The sequence below is a fragment of the Massilia sp. Mn16-1_5 genome, from assembly GCF_004798585.1.
Lineage (GTDB): Bacteria > Pseudomonadota > Gammaproteobacteria > Burkholderiales > Burkholderiaceae_D > Telluria.
In genome coordinates this window covers 1-15,422 of the sequence record NZ_PPXQ01000037.1, presented here as the reverse complement: position 1 = coordinate 15,422, position 15,422 = coordinate 1, and the positions used below count along the sequence as shown (strand labels likewise).

The following is a 15,422-nucleotide window of genomic DNA, read 5'->3' as shown; positions in this document are numbered from 1 at the left end:
CATGTGTAAAGCATGCCGCCAGCGTTCAATCTGAGCCAGGATCAAACTCTTCAGTTCAATCTCTGTTTGTTGACTCTTTCGAGTCATCCGCATTGCTGCGGAGTCGCTCACTCAAAATACTGACCGTTACTCATTGCTGAGCAACGTATTTCTTTTTTGTGAACATTTGATAATTTAAGTAATCAGCTGAACAAGTCAGCTGGCACCTTCATCAAACGCCCACACTTATCGACTGTTAATTGTTAAAGAACTTATTCGGTACTGCTTGCTGCGCTTCGACAAATCGTTTTGTTTGTCAGCAGCAGAGAAGCGAGATTATGCAGTGTTTCGTTTGCGTCGTCAACTTCTTTTTTTCCTACCTCGTTGCCGGCTGCAAACAAATCACGCATCTAACTACTTGATTACGTTAACGTTTTGCAGACAGCGCCGAAGCGGAGGCGAATTATAGCCAAGCCGCCGGCGGCTTGCAAGACGATTTGGTGTGCTATCTTTGGCGCGCCTTGGACATTTATAGAACGACAACAATGCTGATTCCCGCCATCCCCCCTACTGCCGACGCAGCACTCTCGCTTGCCCTTACTCAGGCCATCGACAACAAGACCAAACCACTGGGCAGCCTCGGCCGCCTGGAGGCACTGGCGAAGCAGATCGGCATGATTCAGAAGACGACGCAGCCCGTACTTACCGAGCCTGCGCTGCTCGTCTTCGCAAGCGACCATGGCATCGTCGCCGAAGGCGTCTCGGCCTATCCGCAGGACGTCACCTGGCAGATGGTCGAGAACTTCCTTGCCGGCGGCGCCGCCATCAATGTGTTCGCGCGCCAGAACGGCTGCGCCCTGCAAGTGGTCGATGCAGGCGTCAACCACGCCTTCGGCACCCGGCCTGGACTCGTCGACCGCAAGATTGCCAGGGGCACGCGCAACTTCGCGCATGAAGCGGCGATGGCGCCTGAAGAATGCGCGCTGAGCCTGGAACGCGGCATGGCACTGGTACGCGACCTGCCGGGCAACGTGGTGGGCTTCGGCGAGATGGGAATCGGGAATACGACAGCGGCCGCAGCGCTCATGCACAAGCTGACGAACACACCGCTCGCCGAATGCGTCGGCGCCGGTACCGGCCTGGCGCCCGGCGGCATTCAGCGCAAGCAGGCGGTCCTCGACAGCGCCATGCGCACGCACGCCCAGGTGAGCGAACCGCTGGCGGTGCTCGCGACCTTCGGCGGCTTCGAGATCGCAATGATGGCCGGCGCCATGCTGCAGGCGGCCGCGCTACGCAAGGTCCTGCTCATCGATGGCTTCATCGTCACCAGCGCGCTACTCGCCGCCGCCAGGCTGCAGCCCGCCATCCTCGACTACTGCGTCTTCGCCCACTGCTCCGATGAGCAGGGCCATGGCCGCATGCTGGAGCATCTCGGCGCCCAGCCGCTGCTGCAGCTCGGCCTGCGCCTGGGTGAAGGCACCGGTGGCGCACTCGCCCTGCCCCTACTGCATGCGGCAGTCAACTTCCTGAACCAGATGGCGACCTTCGGTTCGGCCCAGGTCAGCACGCAGTCGGCCTGAAGGTCAGCCATAAATGCAGCAGCTGCGCCTCTTCTTCATCGCCCTGCAGTTCTTCACGCGCCTGCCGATACCGCGCTGGGTCGGCTTCCAGCCGGACTGGCTGCATCAATCCTCGCGCTATTTCCCACTGGTCGGCTGCGTGGTCGCGGCCGTCGCCGCGGCGGTGTACTTCCTTGCCGCCTTGGTCCTGCCGGCGCCGGTGGCGGCCGTGCTCTCTACAGCCGCCTCGATCTATATCACGGGCGCCTTCCATGAAGACGGCTTCGCCGATACCTGCGACGGCTTCGGCGGCGGTCTCACCTCCGAACGCGTGCTCGAGATCATGAAGGACTCGCGCGTCGGCGCCTACGGTGCGATCGGCATCGCCTGCATGCTCGGCCTGAAATGCACGGCGCTGGCAATGCTGCCGCCTGGCAGCGCCATCGCCGCGCTGTTTCTCGCGCACCCGCTGTCGCGCCTTGCGGCGACCTCTCTCATCTGGCGCATGGACTATGCGCGCGCCGAGGGCAAGGCCAAGCCGATGGCGCAGCAGATGCAGACAAGGGAATTCGTCATCGCCGCATGCACCGCCCTGCTGCCCGCCGCGCTGCTGCTGCATCTCGGTGCGCTCTCGCCCGCGGCGCTCGGCGCCAGCCTGCTCGCTGCCAGCCTCGCCGCGCTCTGGATCGCGCGCATGTTCCAGCGCCGCATCAAGGGCTATACGGGCGACTGTCTCGGCGCCGTCCAGCAGCTGGCCGAAGTCGCGATCTATCTCGGCGTGCTGGCCAGCCTGGGCCAGGGCGCGCTGCGCTGAGCATGCGCCTGCTGCTGGTCCGCCATCCCCGTCCCGAGGTCGCAGCCGGTCTGTGCTACGGCAGCACGGACGTGCCAGCCAACGCGGACGAGACCAGACGCGTTCATGCCGCGTTGAGTGAAGCCGGTCTTCCCGGTGGCCTGCCCGTGTATGCCAGTTCGCTGCAGCGCTGTGCCGACCTGGCCCGCCTGCTGGCGGGCGACAAGGTCGTCTTCGACATGCGCCTGGCGGAGATGGACTTCGGCACCTGGGAACTGCGCAGCTGGGATGACATTGGCCGCGATGCGGTCGATACCTGGAACGCCGACCTGCTCCATTACCGTCCCGGCGGCGGCGAAAGCCTGCTGCAGGTGGCGCGCCGCGTCGCCGCTTTCCGCGCCGCGTTGCACGCCGCAGGTCAATCGGAAGCACTCGTGATCTGCCACGCCGGCACCATGCGCCTGCTCGCCGCCATGCAGGACGGCGCCGCGCTTGAGGAGGCCGCGCTGCAGGCCGCATCGACCCCGCATCGCATCGCTTACGGCGAAATGCTTGTGCTGAAAGATTGACAACGCCGTATAATGGCGGCGTTTTGGTGCTCGCGCCTGTGTTCACAGGCGCAGTTAAACGGGAAACACGAAGCTCGATAAGAGCCAACGTGTGCTGCCCCCGCAACGGTAAGCAAGTACCGCGTTCGCGCGGCCAACCGTCTCCCCAGACCACTGTGCATACGCATGGGAAGGTCGGACGGCTTCACTTGCCAGCCCGGATACCGGCCAAAAGGTGGAAGCACGCCATGCCCTGCATGCGCGCTTCTGTTCAATCTGGCCTACGGGGACGTGGGCTGGTTGTCCAACCATAGACCATCATGAACTTTCACGTTTCACGGCAAGCGGCCGCCTCGTCGCTCGCCCTTGCCATGGCTGCGCCTTGTGCGTTCGCCGATACCACCCCTGTCGATACCGTCGTCGTCACAGCAAGCCGCATGCCCCAGCGCGCCGCCGATGTCATCGCCGACACCACCGTCATCCACGCCGAAGAGATCGCCCGCTCCGGCGCCGGCTCGATTGCCGACATCCTGGCGCGCCAGCCCGGCATCGAGATCGGCCGCAACGGCGGCGCCGGCGCGAACACCAGCCTGTTCCTGCGCGGCGCCAACAGCAACCAGGTCGTCGTCCTGCTCGACGGCGTGCGCATCGGCTCGTCCACAACCGGCAGCGCCAGCTGGAATGCGGTGCCGCTCGAATCGATCGAGCGCATCGAGATCGTCTACGGCCCCTTGAGCACCCTGTACGGCGCCGACGCCATCGGCGGCGTGGTCCAGATTTTTACGCGCAAGGGCGAACCGGGCTTCGCGGCTGCGGCCTCGATCGGTGCCGGCAGCGACGCCACGCGCCAGGCCAGCGCCCATTTGTCCGGCGCCAGCGGCGGCGAGCATGCCGTCAGCTATGCCATCGGCGCCGGCCACGAACGCTCGGACGGCTTCTCGGCCACGCAGCCGGGCGCCTTCGGCTACAACCCGGACGACGATGGCTACCGCCGCAGCAGCGCCAGCGGCCGCATCACCCTGGCGCTTGCACCCGGCCACGAAGTCGGCGCGCAGTTCCTGCACAGCCGCCTGCGCGCCGAGTACGACAACGGCGCCGGCAGCTTCGACGCCTACAGCCGCCAGGACCTGAACACCGCCGCCGCCTTCATGAGCAACCAGCTGCTGCCGAACTGGCGCAGCACCGTGCAGTTCGCACGCTCGGAAGACAAGTCCGGCAGTTTCACCAGCGCTACCGCCAGCGGCGCCAGCCAGATCGACACCCGGCAAGACGAATTCACCTGGCAGAATACGCTCACGCTGGGCCGCGACACGCTGCAGCTGCTCTACGGCCACCGCAAGGAAAGCGTCGAGTCGAGCTCCACGGCCGCTCTCGAACGCGCGCGCATCACCAACTCGTATGCCGCGGCCTACGCGCTGCGCCGCGAGCGCCACCTGTTCGACCTCAGCGCGCGCCAGGACCGCTCGCACTACGGCGACAAGAACACCGGCGCCGCCGGCTACGGTTACCAGTTCGACGGTGGCCTGCGCGCCACCGCCAGCGTCGGCACCAGCTTCCGGGCCCCGACCTTCAACGAGCTGTACTACCCGGGCTATGGCGTGCCGACCAACCAGCCGGAGCGTGGCCGTAACGCCGAACTGGGCCTGCGCTACGAGCGCGCCGGCACCAGTTTTGATGCCACCTGGTTCCGCAACCGCCTGACCGACATGATCGTCTCGGCCACGCCCTGTCCCGACCGGCGCGACGGCCGTACCGGCAGCTGCGCCTACAACGTGGCCTCGGCCACTCTCGAGGGCGTGACGCTGGCAGCGGCCACGCGCGTCGGTGCGCTGCGCCTGCGCGCCAGCGCCGACTGGCAGGACCCGCGCGACAACGCCAGCGGCAAGCGCCTGGCACGGCGCGCCGGACGACACGCCAACCTGCAGGCGGCGTATGTAGCGGGCAGTCTCGACACGGGCGCCGAGTGGCAGATCTCGGGCGAGCGCTTCGACGACGCCGCCAACCTGCGTCGCCTCGGTGGCTATGGCTTGCTGAACCTGTACGCCACCTGGCGCATCGACGCCGACTGGTCGCTGCTGGCCCGTGTGAACAACGCCGCCGACAAACGCTATGAACTGGCGCGCGCCTACGGCACCGGTGGGCGCAGCTGGTTCGCCGGCCTGCGCTACGGCATCCGCTAAGCCGGGGCATTTGTGAGCACGCTCGCCTTCCCGGCACGTCGCCGCGCGCTGCTGGTCACCGGCTCGATGCTGCTGCTGGCGCTCGCCTGCATGCTGTATTCGGGCATGACGGGATCGATCCCGGTGGCCAGCAGCGAACTGCCGGCGGCGCTCGGCCAGCTGTTCGCCGGCAAACCGCAGTCGCTCGCGGCTTCGCTGCTCGAACTGCGTGCCGGGCGCGCCGTGGTCGCTTTCGCCACTGGCGGTGCGCTCGCGCTGGCGGGCGTGCTGATGCAGGCGCTGCTGCGCAACCCGCTGGCCGACCCGTACATCCTCGGGATCTCGGCCGGCGCCTCGGTCGGGGCGCTCGGCGCCCTGCTGCTGATGTGCGCGGCGGCCACCGTCGATGCGGCGGCCCTGTGCGGCGCCGTTGCCGTCTCCCTGCTGCTGTATGTGCTGGCGCGGCGCGACCTGCGCAGCGGGACAGCGGCGGAAGGCGGCTCCTCGCTGTTGCTCCTGACCGGCGTGATCGTCTCCTCGCTGTGCATGGCCCTGATTACCCTGATGCTGTCGATCGCGCCCGAGGGGCGCCTGCGCAGCATGGTGTTCTGGATGATCGGCGACCTGGCCGGCGCCCCGGTGCGGGTGCTGCCCTGGCTGGTGCTGGGTGGCGCGCTGGTGTTCGCCGTACGCTCTGCGCGCAGCATGAACGTGATGGCCCTGCACGCGGAAGGCGCGGTCGCGCTGGGAGTGCGCGTCGGCGCCCTGCGCAAGGGCCTGTTTCTGGTATCCGGCCTCTTGACCGCCAGCGCCGTCACCAGCGCGGGTTCGGTCGGCTTCGTCGGCCTGATCGTGCCCCATGCCTGCCGCTTCGCCTTCGGGCCGGACCACCGTGTGCTGGTTCCGGCCGCGGTGCTGGCCGGCGGCAGCTTCCTGGTCTTGTGCGACACCCTGGCGCGCACCATCGTCGCGCCCCAGCAGCTGCCGGTCGGCGCCGTCACCGCCATCATCGGCGCCCCCGTCTTCCTCTATCAACTGCACCGCCTGCGCCGTGCCTGACCCTTCACAACTATCGGAGTCCACCATGAACGACATGACAGCCGACCAGACCGCCGCCCTGAACGAGCGCCACCGCCTGCGCATGGAGCGCAAGAAGGCCATCATCGACGAACGCATCGCGCAAGCCGACAAGCAGATCGGCATCATCATCGTCAACACCGGCAACGGCAAGGGCAAGAGCTCGAGCGCCTTCGGCATGGTCGCACGCGCACTCGGGCACGGCATGCGCGTGGGCGTGGTCCAGTTCATCAAGGGTGCGATGGCGACCGGCGAAGAACAGTTCCTGCGCCGCTTCCCCGAGGAAGTGAGCTTCCATGCGATGGGCGAAGGCTATACCTGGGAAACGCAGAACCGCGAGCGCGACATCGAAAAGGCGCTGCAAGCCTGGGAACAGGCGCGTGTCTTCCTGCGCGATCCCGGCGTCGGCCTGGTCGTGCTGGACGAACTGAACATCGCCCTGAAATACCGCTACCTCGACGTGCACACGGTGATCGGCGACCTGCTCGAGCGCCCGCCGATGCAGCACGTGGTCATCACGGGACGCGGCGCTCCGCCTGAACTGCTGGCCGTGGCCAATACCGTCACCGAGATGAATGTGCTCAAGCACGCCTTCGCCGCCGGCATCGCCGCGCAGGCCGGGACCGAGTGGTGAGCGCGCGCGCAGTACTCATCGCGGCCATGGCCTCCGGCCAGGGCAAGACGACTGTCACCGCCGCCCTGGCGCGCAGCCTGGTGCGCGCAGGCCAGCGCGTGCGCGTCTTCAAATGCGGGCCCGACTTCATCGACCCGATGCTGCTCGAACGTGCCTGCGGCGCGCCGGTGCACACGCTCGACCTGTGGATGGTCGGGCTCGACGAATGCCGGCGCCGCTTGTCTGACGCTGCCCGCGAAGCCGACGCGATACTGGTCGAAGGCGTGATGGGCCTGTACGACGGCACGCCCTCGGCGGCCGACCTGGCGCGCGCCTTCGGCATTCCCGTACTGGCCGTGATCGACGCCTCGGCGATGGCGCAGACCGCCGGCGCCGTCGCGCGCGGCTTGCGCGACTATGGCCCCGTCCAGCTGGCCGGCGTGATCGCGAACCGGGTCGCCAGCACCGGCCACGCGCAGATGGTGGCGCAATCGCTGCGCGACATCCCCCTGCTCGGCGCATTGCCGCGTCAATCCGAAGCCCTGCCGGAGCGCCACCTCGGCCTGGCCCTGCCGCATGAGCTGCCGCGCCTGGATGCACTGCTCGACGAGCTGGCCGACGCGCTGCAGCTGGACGACGCGGCCTGGCAGGCGCTGCCCGCGTTCGAGACGCAGGGCTGCGCACCAGCGCCGGCCGTGCCGCCGCTGCTGGCCGGCCGCACGATCGCGATCGCGCGCGATGCGGCCTTCGCTTTCCTGTACCCGGCCAATCTCGATACGCTGCGCGCGCTCGGGGCCCGGCTTGTGTTCTTCTCGCCGCTGGCGAACGAGGCCGTCCCTGATGAGGCCGATGCCGTCTACCTTCCCGGTGGCTATCCCGAGCTGCACGCGCAGACACTGGCCGGGGCCGAACGCTGGCGCGCCTCGATCGGCACCGCCTTCGCGGCCAACCTGCCGATCCTCGCCGAGTGCGGCGGCATGATGGTGCTGGCCGAGGAACTCACCGATCCCGACGGCGCGCGCTGGCCGATGGCCAGCCTGCTGCCCGGCGTGGTGCGCATGCAGGCGCGCCTGGCCGGTCTCGGAGCGCAGGCCCTCGGGACTCCGGCCGGCGTCCTGCGCGGCCATACTTTTCATTATTCGCGCTTCGAGACGCCGCTGGCGCCCAGCGTGCACACGGTGCGCCATCCCGGCGGCACGCCTGGCGAAGCCGTCTACCGTGCCGGCACGCTGACGGCCTCCTACTTTCACGGCTACTTTCCATCGAATCCGGAAGCGGTGGCCCTGCTGTTCACGGAAGGTGGCGCATGGCCTGCACCCTGATCCTCGGCGGCGCACGCTCCGGCAAGAGCGCGCTGGCCGAGCGGCTGGCGCAGTGGTCCGGCAGCGAGGTCACGTATATCGCGACCTCGCGTGCCGGCGACGGCGAAATGGGTGCACGCATTCTTCACCACCGCGAACGGCGGCCGGCGCACTGGCACACGGTGGAGGAAGCCGTGCTGCTGGCCGACGCGATCCACGCCGCCTGCACGCCCGGCCGCCTGGTGCTGGTCGACTGCCTGACGCTGTGGCTGACCAACCTGATGCTCGACGGCGCGCCCGATTTTCCCGAGACCGGGGAACTGACGCTGCCGCCTGCTTTCGATACCCAGCGCCAGCGCTTCCTCGATCTGCTCGAGGACGGCCTGCCGGGCGAATTGCTGCTGGTCTCGAACGAAGTCGGCATGGGCATCGTCCCGATGGGCGCCCTGTCGCGCCGCTTCGCCGACGAGGCGGGCCGGCTGCACCAGGCCGTGGCCGCGCGCGCCGAGCGCGTGATCCTGGTGGCCGCCGGGCTGCCGCTGGTGCTGAAGGGACCGCCATGCTGAGCGGGCTGCCGGCGCTCCAGCTCGCGCTCCTGCTGGCGGCCGGCGTGGCGCTCGACCTGCTGCTGGGCGAGCCGCGGCGCTGGCACCCGCTGGTCGGCTTCGGCCGCATGGCGGTGCGCATCGAAGGCCGGCTCAATCGTGGCCGCTGTCTCCTGCTGCGCGGCGCGGGTGGCTGGATGCTGGCCGTGCTGCCGGCCAGTGCGCTGGCATGGTGGCTCGCCACTGGTCCGGGCGGCGTCGTCGTGCATGCGCTGCTGCTCTGGTTCAGCCTCGGGCTGCGCAGCCTGCGCGAGCATACGCTGCCGATCTTCCGCGCGCTCGCGGATCAGGATCTGACGGCGGCGCGCACGCTGACGGCGCGCATCGTCAGCCGCGACACCGCGCACGAGGATGCCTCCGGCCTGGCGCGCGCCGGCGCCGAGTCGCTGCTCGAGAACGGCAATGATGCCGTCTTCGGCACCCTGTTCTGGTTCATGATCGCCGGCGGTCCGGGTGCGCTGTTGTTCCGGCTGGCGAACACGCTCGATGCAATGTGGGGCTATCGCACGCCGCGCTACGAGCTGTTCGGCCGCGTGGCGGCGCGCATCGACGATGGCTTGAACTACCTGCCTGCACGGCTGACCGCGCTGAGCTATGTGCTGCTGGCCCCACGTGGCGGCCACCTGCGCGCCTGGCGCTGCTGGCGCCTGCAGGCCCCGGCCTGGAGCAGCCCGAACGCGGGACCAGTGATGGCCAGCGGCGCCGGCGCCCTGGGCATCGCACTCGGCGGCGCGGCGACCTACGGCGGCGAGATCGAACTGCGTCCGCCCTTGGGTATGGGAGCGCCGGCGGTACCGGCTGACATACTCCGTGCCTGGCGCCTCGTGCTGCGCGTGACGCTGCTATGGGTTGCGCTCGCGCTGACGCTTGCATACGGAGTGAGCAAACATGCTTGAACACGGCGGCAACCTGCGCGCGGCGGCGCAACGCTATGGGCGCGACGACTGGATCGACCTCTCGACCGGCATCAACCCCTGGGGCTATCCCATTCCCATGCTCTCGCCGGACGCCTGGCACCGGCTGCCGGAAGACGATCCCGCGCTGGCGGAAGCAGCGTGCCGCTACTACGGCGCCGCGCTGCTGCTGCCCGTGGCCGGCACCCAGGCCGCGATCCAGGCCCTGCCGCACCTGCGTCCAGCCTCACGGGTAACCGTCTCCGCGCCCTCCTACGCCGAGCATGCCCAGCATTGGCGCCGCCACGGGCATACGCTGCATCTTTCCAGCTATGCCGCGCTCGACGCGGCGGTCGACGCCAGCGACGTCGTCGTGCTCTGCAATCCGAACAATCCGACCGGCGAGACCGTCCCTGCAGCGCAGCTGCTCGACTGGGCCGCGCGCCTGGCGCGGCGCGGCGGCTGGCTGGTGGTCGACGAAGCCTTCGGCGACACGGCGCCAGGCTTGAGTGTCGCTGCCCACGCGCACCAGCCGGGACTGATCGTGCTGCGCTCGGTTGGCAAATTCTTCGGCTTGGCCGGCCTGCGCCTGGGCTTCGTCGCGGCCGAAGCCGGACTGTTGCGCGAACTGGCGGACCTGCTCGGGCCCTGGGCCGTCAGCGGTCCGGCGCAATCGATCGCACTGGCGGCACTGAACGACGGTGTCTGGCAGGCGGTGACGCAGGCGCGCCTGCAGGCGGCCGGCCGGCGCATGGACAAGCTGCTGTCGGCGCATGGCATCGCGGCGGCCGGTACGCCCTTGTTCCACTGGTGGCCGCAGGACGATCCGCAGGCATTTCACGAACACCTGGCGCAGCGCGGCATCTGGAGCCGGCTGTTCCTCGATGCCGCTTACGGCATCCGGCTTGGACTGCCGCCCGACGAAGCAGCCTGGCAGCGCCTGGCACGCGCCCTCGATGAATGGAGAGAACGATGAAACGATGGATGGTATTGGCTGGTTTGCTGTGCGCCGGCCAGGCCGCGGCGGTGACGGTACGCGACGACGCCGGCAATGCGATCACGCTGCGCAGCCCTGCCCTGCGCGTGATCTCGATGGCGCCGCACGTGACCGAGCTGCTCTTCGCGGCCGGCGGCGGCGAACGCGTGGTGGGCGCGGTGGAGTACAGCGATTATCCCGAGGCGGCGAACCGCATCCCGCGTATCGGCTCGAATCGCCAGATCGACATCGAGCGTGTGATGGCATTGAAACCCGACCTGATCGTCGCCTGGATGCACGGCAGTTCCGAGCGCCAGATCGACATGGTCAAGCAGCTCGGCATTCCGGTCTATCACAGCGACCCGCAAACCCTGGAGGGAATCCCCGACAGCCTGGAACGCCTGGGCCGGCTGATGGGCACCGAGGCGACGGCGCGTCCAGCCGCGGCGGCGCTGCGCGGCAAGCTGGCCTCGCTGCGTGCGGCCTATGCGGGACGCTCTCCGGTGCGTACCTTCTACCAGGTCTGGGACAAGCCGCTCTATACCTTGAACGGCCGCCACATCGTCACCGATGCGCTACGCCTGTGCGGCGGCGAGAACATCTTCGACAAGCTGCCGGTGATCGCGCCGGTGGTGACCGTCGAAGGCGTGCTGGCAGCCGATCCTGAGGCGGTGTTCGGGTCCGCTGAAAAGGACTACGGCGGCGTGAACCTGTGGCGGCAGTATCCGACCATGAAGGCGGTCCGCAACGGGAACCTGTTCACCGTCGACGGCAACCTGCTCAACCGCGCCGGACCGCGTATGATCCAGGGCGCGGCCGCGATGTGCGAGAAGCTCGACCAGGCACGCAGGCATCGGCCATGAGGCGCCTTCCGTACCAGACCCTGATGGTGCAGGGAACGACCTCGGATGCGGGCAAAAGCACGGTGGTGGCCGCGCTGTGCCGGCTCCTGAAACGCGAAGGCGTGCGCGTGGCGCCGTTCAAGCCGCAGAACATGGCGCTCAACAGCGCAGTGACCAGGGACGGCGGCGAGATCGGACGCGCCCAGGCTTTACAGGCGCTGGCCGCCGGCGTCGACGCGCACACGGACATGAACCCGGTGCTGCTGAAACCCTCGAGCGACACCGGCGCCCAGGTGATCATTCATGGGCGCGTGCGCAGCGAAATGAATGCGCGCGACTATCACCAATATAAAACTGTCGCGATGGGCGCGGTCCTGGAGTCGCATGCCCGCCTGTGTGCGCAGTACGACACGATCGTCGTCGAAGGCGCCGGCAGTCCGGCCGAGATCAACCTGCGCGATCGCGACATTGCCAACATGGGTTTCGCCGAAGCAGTGGATTGCCCGGTGATCCTGGTGGCGGACATCGACCGTGGCGGCGTGTTCGCGCACATCGTCGGCACCCTGGCCTGCCTCTCGCGCAGCGAGCGCAATCGCATCGTCGGCTTCGTCATCAACCGCTTCCGCGGCGACATCGCCCTGCTCGAGCCGGGCCTGGACTGGCTCGAACGCGAGACGGGCAAGCCGGTGCTGGCGGTCCTGCCCTACCTGCACGGCCTGTATCTCGACGCGGAGGACGCCGTGCAGCCGGTGCAGTCCACGCGCGGACGCTTTCGCATCCTTGTCCCGAGCCTGCCGCGCATGAGCAATCACACGGATTTCGATGCGCTGCGCGTCCATCCGGACGTCGACCTGCGCTTCGTGCGCCAGGGCGAAGCGATTCCGCCGGCGGACCTTGTCATTCTCCCGGGGAGCAAGAACACGCGCGGCGACCTGGCCTGGCTGCGCGCGCAGGGATGGGACGCGGCGATTGCGCGCCACCTGCGCTATGGCGGAAAACTGCTGGGCATATGCGGCGGCTTCCAGATGCTGGGGCTGGCGGTGAGGGATCCGCATGGAGTCGAGGGCAGCGCCGGCGACGCCGACGGCCTGGGGGTGCTTCATCTGGTCACGACCATGGGCATGGAGAAGCAGCTGCGCCGCGTCGAGGGAGTGTGCGCCTTCGGCGGCGGCGGTGCGCGGGTGGCCGGCTATGAAATCCATATGGGTGCGTCGGCTGGCGCGGCGCTGGCGTCGCCTGCTTTCCGCATCGATGGCCGTGACGAGGGGGCATGCTCGGCAGATGGGCAAGTGATGGGAACTTACCTGCACGGTTTGTTCGACCATCCGGACGCCTGCGCGGCGCTGCTGCGCTGGGCCGGGCTGGATACGGAACAGCGTGTCGATACGGCGGCCTTGCGCGAAGCGAGTCTCGACCGGATCGCGGATGCGGCGCAGCCTCTGTTCGATCGCCTATTGGCACAGGCTGGCTAATAGCCAAATCCTATCAATGTGCTTGAATCAATTCATTTTACCTCTCAGATGAGAATAACTATCATTTGCTCCTGAGTGTTTGCAACAGGAGCAGTGCATGATTACCGCAGCAAAAAGGATCAGTCAGGTCGCCACCCACATGGGCATCGCCTATGCCCTGGCCTACGCCCTTACCGGCTCGGCGGTATTCAGTGGCCTGGCGGTGCTGGTCGAGCCGGTGATCAACGTCTTGCTGCTCCCCTTCCACGAGGCCGCGTGGGCGAAACGCCGGCGTGCGGCGCTCACGTCGCGGGCGCGCTACCTCACGGTAGCTTTCGAAAAGCTCAGCCAGACCGGCCTGCATGCCGGCGTCGCCTTCGCGGTCATGTACGTCGCGACCGGATCGGCGGCGATGGGCGGCATCGCGGCCTTGCTGGAACCGGTCTGCAATGTGCTGATCCTGCCGCTGCACGACCGGCTCTGGGATAGCTTCGAGCGCGGCGGCCAGGCGCAGCCTATCGCCACATAAGGAAAGGCAGCATGCCCCAGGCGGCAAGCACGATCAGCCATTGCGCGACCGCGAGCAAGGCGGCGCAGTCGAATGCCGGGTGGGCGAGGCTGCGTGCGCACGCAGGCAGGCGCAGCAAGCCGTAAGCGATTGCACAGGGCAAGGCGATGCTGGCGAAAGCGAGCAATCCGCTTGCAATGGTGAGGTCGCCCAGCTGCATGAAGGATTGCGTGAAGAAGAAGGGGATCGGCGCAAACAGCATCAGCACCCCGGCCAGCGGCAGGGCCAGGGTGCTGGACCTGCGCAAGCGGCCGCGCATCAGCAGCCACCCTCCCCTGAATAAAATGGTGAGCAGGCCGGCGGCACCAAGTGCGGCGCTGGTCCATAGCCACAGCAAGCTCGTCAGCGGCACTTGGCGGTAGGTGCGCAAGCCGTCGCTCAGCATCCGTTCGCCATCCGTTGTCAGCAGCACATGCGACGGGGCAGCCCGGGCGTCCGCCTTGAACAGCATTCCTCCTGCTGGCTGCAGGGACGCGGGCTTACCCTGAAAGGGCGCCAGCTGCAGGCGCTTTCCATCCCAGCGCACGTCGACCGGATTGAAGACGGTATCGATCCAGGCCAGGCGCGTTACCGCATGCCAGGCCGGAACGTACATGCCTTCCCAAGCATGGATGTCGGCCGGCGGCGGCGATGCGGTGTCCCGCTCTTTCGCAGGTGTCAGTTGCAGCGCCTCGATCAGCAAGGTGTTGAGCCGCTCGTAATCCGCATTCTCGACGTCGGCATTCGCCGCGACAAAGAAGGCTTTGCCCTCCTTTGGGTACAGGCAGAGCATGGCCTGAAAACCGATCGTCGTGCCAGGGTGGCAGTCGCCGATGACGCCATGCCGGTCGCGCACCGAGAGTGCGAGGCCGTGCCCGCCCTGCAAACCCGTCCGTTCGGCATCGGTACCGCGGGCGCCGCTGAGGGCGTCCATCAGGTTTGAAGCGATGAAGGGCCGGCCGGCGATCGTGCCATCGCCCATCAGGAAGCGGGCGATGCGGCCCATGTCGGCGGCGGTCGTCACGAACTGGGTAGCAGGCCGTGCAAACACGGGAATGGCCGGATAGGCCACGCGCTCTTCGAAATGGCCCATGGCCAGGCGCGGATCGGCGTTGGCGCCGGCCTGGGTGCTGAAGGCGAAGCTGCTGTCATTCATGCCGAGTGGGCGCAGGAGTTCGGTGTCCAGCCAGGCTTCGTAGCGGCGATGGGTGACGGCCTCGATGACCATGCCGAGCAAGTGGTAGCCGGTGCTCGAGTAGACGTAGCGCGCGCCTGGGCGTGTGTGCACCGTCAGGCTGTCACGTCCAAGTGCTTTATCCAGAGGCGTGTCGGCCTGCGCGCGCAGGCTGAATACCTGGTAGAAGCGGAAGTTTTCCAGGCCCGCCGTGTGCGCGAGTAAATGACGGATCCGGATCGGATCGGTGGCCTGCCAGGGATTATCGAAGCGCAGTGCCGGCAGGACGGAAGCGACCTCGGTGTCGAGGCTCAGCTGGCCAGTGGTGACGAGACGCAGGACGCCCATCGCCAGCACGGTTTTGGCCACCGAGCCGACGTGGACTCGCGTTGTCGAGGTCATTGCCTCCCCGGTTTGCGCATTGCTCAGACCCGCCGCGCCGGTGACGATGCCGGCATCGGGCGTGACCAGGGTCCATACGGCGCCCGGCAGCCCTGCCCGCTGAAGATGATCAGTAAACTGCACTCGCAGTATTGCTGCGGATGTGTCTGGATCGGACTGGGCTTCTGCTGATGTCGAGAGAAATAAAGCCGACACCAGCAAGAACAGGATTGAAAGAGACCTCGGCAAGTGCATGCAGCGATTCCTCAGCGTTTTCGATAAGGAATGGTAGTGCGCCGGCGTTCCAGGAAAATGGCATTTGCGATGAATTGCCGAATAACGCAACCGAGCTGCAAAAGCAAAAAACCCCATCCAGATCACTGGATGGGGTTTCGCTTATAACTAGCCTGACGATAACCTACTTTCACACTGGTTGCAGCACTATCATCGGCGCAAAGTCGTTTCACGGTCCTGTTCGGGATGGGAAGGGGTGGGACCGACTTGCTATGGTCATCAGGCATGAC

14 protein-coding genes, 1 rRNA gene and 1 riboswitch are annotated in these 15,422 nt (G+C 67.3%); of the genes, 13 read left to right on the top strand and 2 right to left on the bottom strand.

Annotated elements, in window-relative coordinates; translation table 11 throughout:
• Positions 1 to 524 precede the first annotated feature (524 nt).
• The 13 genes from cobT to C2862_RS24645 all read left to right on the top strand — a co-directional run bounded on the left by cobT (position 525) and on the right by C2862_RS24645 (position 13,325).
• Positions 525 to 1,559 (top strand): nicotinate-nucleotide--dimethylbenzimidazole phosphoribosyltransferase, encoded by a 1,035-nt coding sequence (cobT, locus tag C2862_RS24705; RefSeq protein ID WP_136223670.1) that lies wholly within the window; start codon positions 525 to 527, stop codon positions 1,557 to 1,559.
• A gap of 13 nt (positions 1,560 to 1,572) precedes the next feature.
• Positions 1,573 to 2,352, top strand: coding sequence for an adenosylcobinamide-GDP ribazoletransferase (locus tag C2862_RS24700; protein WP_136223668.1), 780 nt, complete (start codon positions 1,573 to 1,575; stop codon positions 2,350 to 2,352).
• Positions 2,353 to 2,354: 2 nt separating this feature from the next.
• Positions 2,355 to 2,900 (top strand): histidine phosphatase family protein, encoded by a 546-nt coding sequence (locus C2862_RS24695; protein WP_136223666.1) that lies wholly within the window; start codon positions 2,355 to 2,357, stop codon positions 2,898 to 2,900.
• A gap of 7 nt (positions 2,901 to 2,907) precedes the next feature.
• Positions 2,908 to 3,127: riboswitch (cobalamin riboswitch) on the top strand.
• 72 nt (positions 3,128 to 3,199) lie between these two features.
• Entirely contained in the window at positions 3,200 to 5,059 is a 1,860-nt protein-coding gene (locus C2862_RS24690) for a TonB-dependent receptor domain-containing protein (RefSeq protein ID WP_136223664.1), read from the top strand.
• Positions 5,060 to 5,125: 66 nt separating this feature from the next.
• Positions 5,126 to 6,097 (top strand): iron ABC transporter permease, encoded by a 972-nt coding sequence (locus C2862_RS24685; protein WP_136223672.1) that lies wholly within the window; start codon positions 5,126 to 5,128, stop codon positions 6,095 to 6,097.
• Between the two features lie 25 nt (positions 6,098 to 6,122).
• Positions 6,123 to 6,749, top strand: a complete 627-nt coding sequence (gene cobO / locus C2862_RS24680) for a cob(I)yrinic acid a,c-diamide adenosyltransferase (RefSeq protein WP_136223662.1) — start codon at positions 6,123 to 6,125, stop codon at positions 6,747 to 6,749.
• A complete protein-coding gene (locus C2862_RS24675; protein WP_136223660.1) occupies positions 6,743 to 8,050 on the top strand; it encodes a cobyrinate a,c-diamide synthase in 1,308 nt (435 codons plus the stop codon). The genes cobO and C2862_RS24675 overlap by 7 nt, the downstream gene beginning before the upstream one ends.
• Complete coding sequence (gene cobU / locus C2862_RS24670; protein ID WP_136223658.1) at positions 8,035 to 8,595, top strand: bifunctional adenosylcobinamide kinase/adenosylcobinamide-phosphate guanylyltransferase; 561 nt, start codon at positions 8,035 to 8,037, stop codon at positions 8,593 to 8,595. Before C2862_RS24675 ends, cobU begins: the two co-directional genes overlap by 16 nt.
• Complete coding sequence (locus C2862_RS24665) at positions 8,589 to 9,530, top strand: CobD/CbiB family cobalamin biosynthesis protein (protein ID WP_136223656.1); 942 nt, start codon at positions 8,589 to 8,591, stop codon at positions 9,528 to 9,530. Before cobU ends, C2862_RS24665 begins: the two co-directional genes overlap by 7 nt.
• On the top strand, positions 9,523 to 10,503 hold the full coding sequence (gene cobD, locus C2862_RS24660) for a threonine-phosphate decarboxylase CobD (RefSeq protein ID WP_136223654.1): 981 nt from the start codon (positions 9,523 to 9,525) through the stop codon (positions 10,501 to 10,503). Before C2862_RS24665 ends, cobD begins: the two co-directional genes overlap by 8 nt.
• Positions 10,500 to 11,366: a cobalamin-binding protein gene (locus C2862_RS24655; protein ID WP_136223652.1), complete on the top strand. Its 867-nt coding sequence runs from the start codon at positions 10,500 to 10,502 to the stop codon at positions 11,364 to 11,366. Before cobD ends, C2862_RS24655 begins: the two co-directional genes overlap by 4 nt.
• Positions 11,363 to 12,817 (top strand): cobyric acid synthase, encoded by a 1,455-nt coding sequence (locus C2862_RS24650; RefSeq protein WP_136223650.1) that lies wholly within the window; start codon positions 11,363 to 11,365, stop codon positions 12,815 to 12,817. The genes C2862_RS24655 and C2862_RS24650 overlap by 4 nt, the downstream gene beginning before the upstream one ends.
• A 97-nt stretch (positions 12,818 to 12,914) precedes the next feature.
• The gene (locus C2862_RS24645; protein ID WP_136223648.1) at positions 12,915 to 13,325 is read left to right on the top strand and encodes a DUF2061 domain-containing protein; all 411 of its coding nucleotides are present in this window, start codon (positions 12,915 to 12,917) and stop codon (positions 13,323 to 13,325) included.
• Here C2862_RS24645 and C2862_RS24640 read toward each other — a convergent pair.
• Both C2862_RS24640 and rrf read right to left on the bottom strand, forming a co-directional pair.
• Entirely contained in the window at positions 13,312 to 15,042 is a 1,731-nt protein-coding gene (locus C2862_RS24640) for a serine hydrolase (protein WP_168710165.1), read from the bottom strand. The two genes, C2862_RS24645 and C2862_RS24640, sit on opposite strands and share 14 nt — an antisense overlap.
• Positions 15,043 to 15,303: 261 nt before the next feature.
• Positions 15,304 to 15,416 (bottom strand): 5S ribosomal RNA (gene rrf / locus C2862_RS24635).
• Positions 15,417 to 15,422 lie beyond the last annotated feature (6 nt).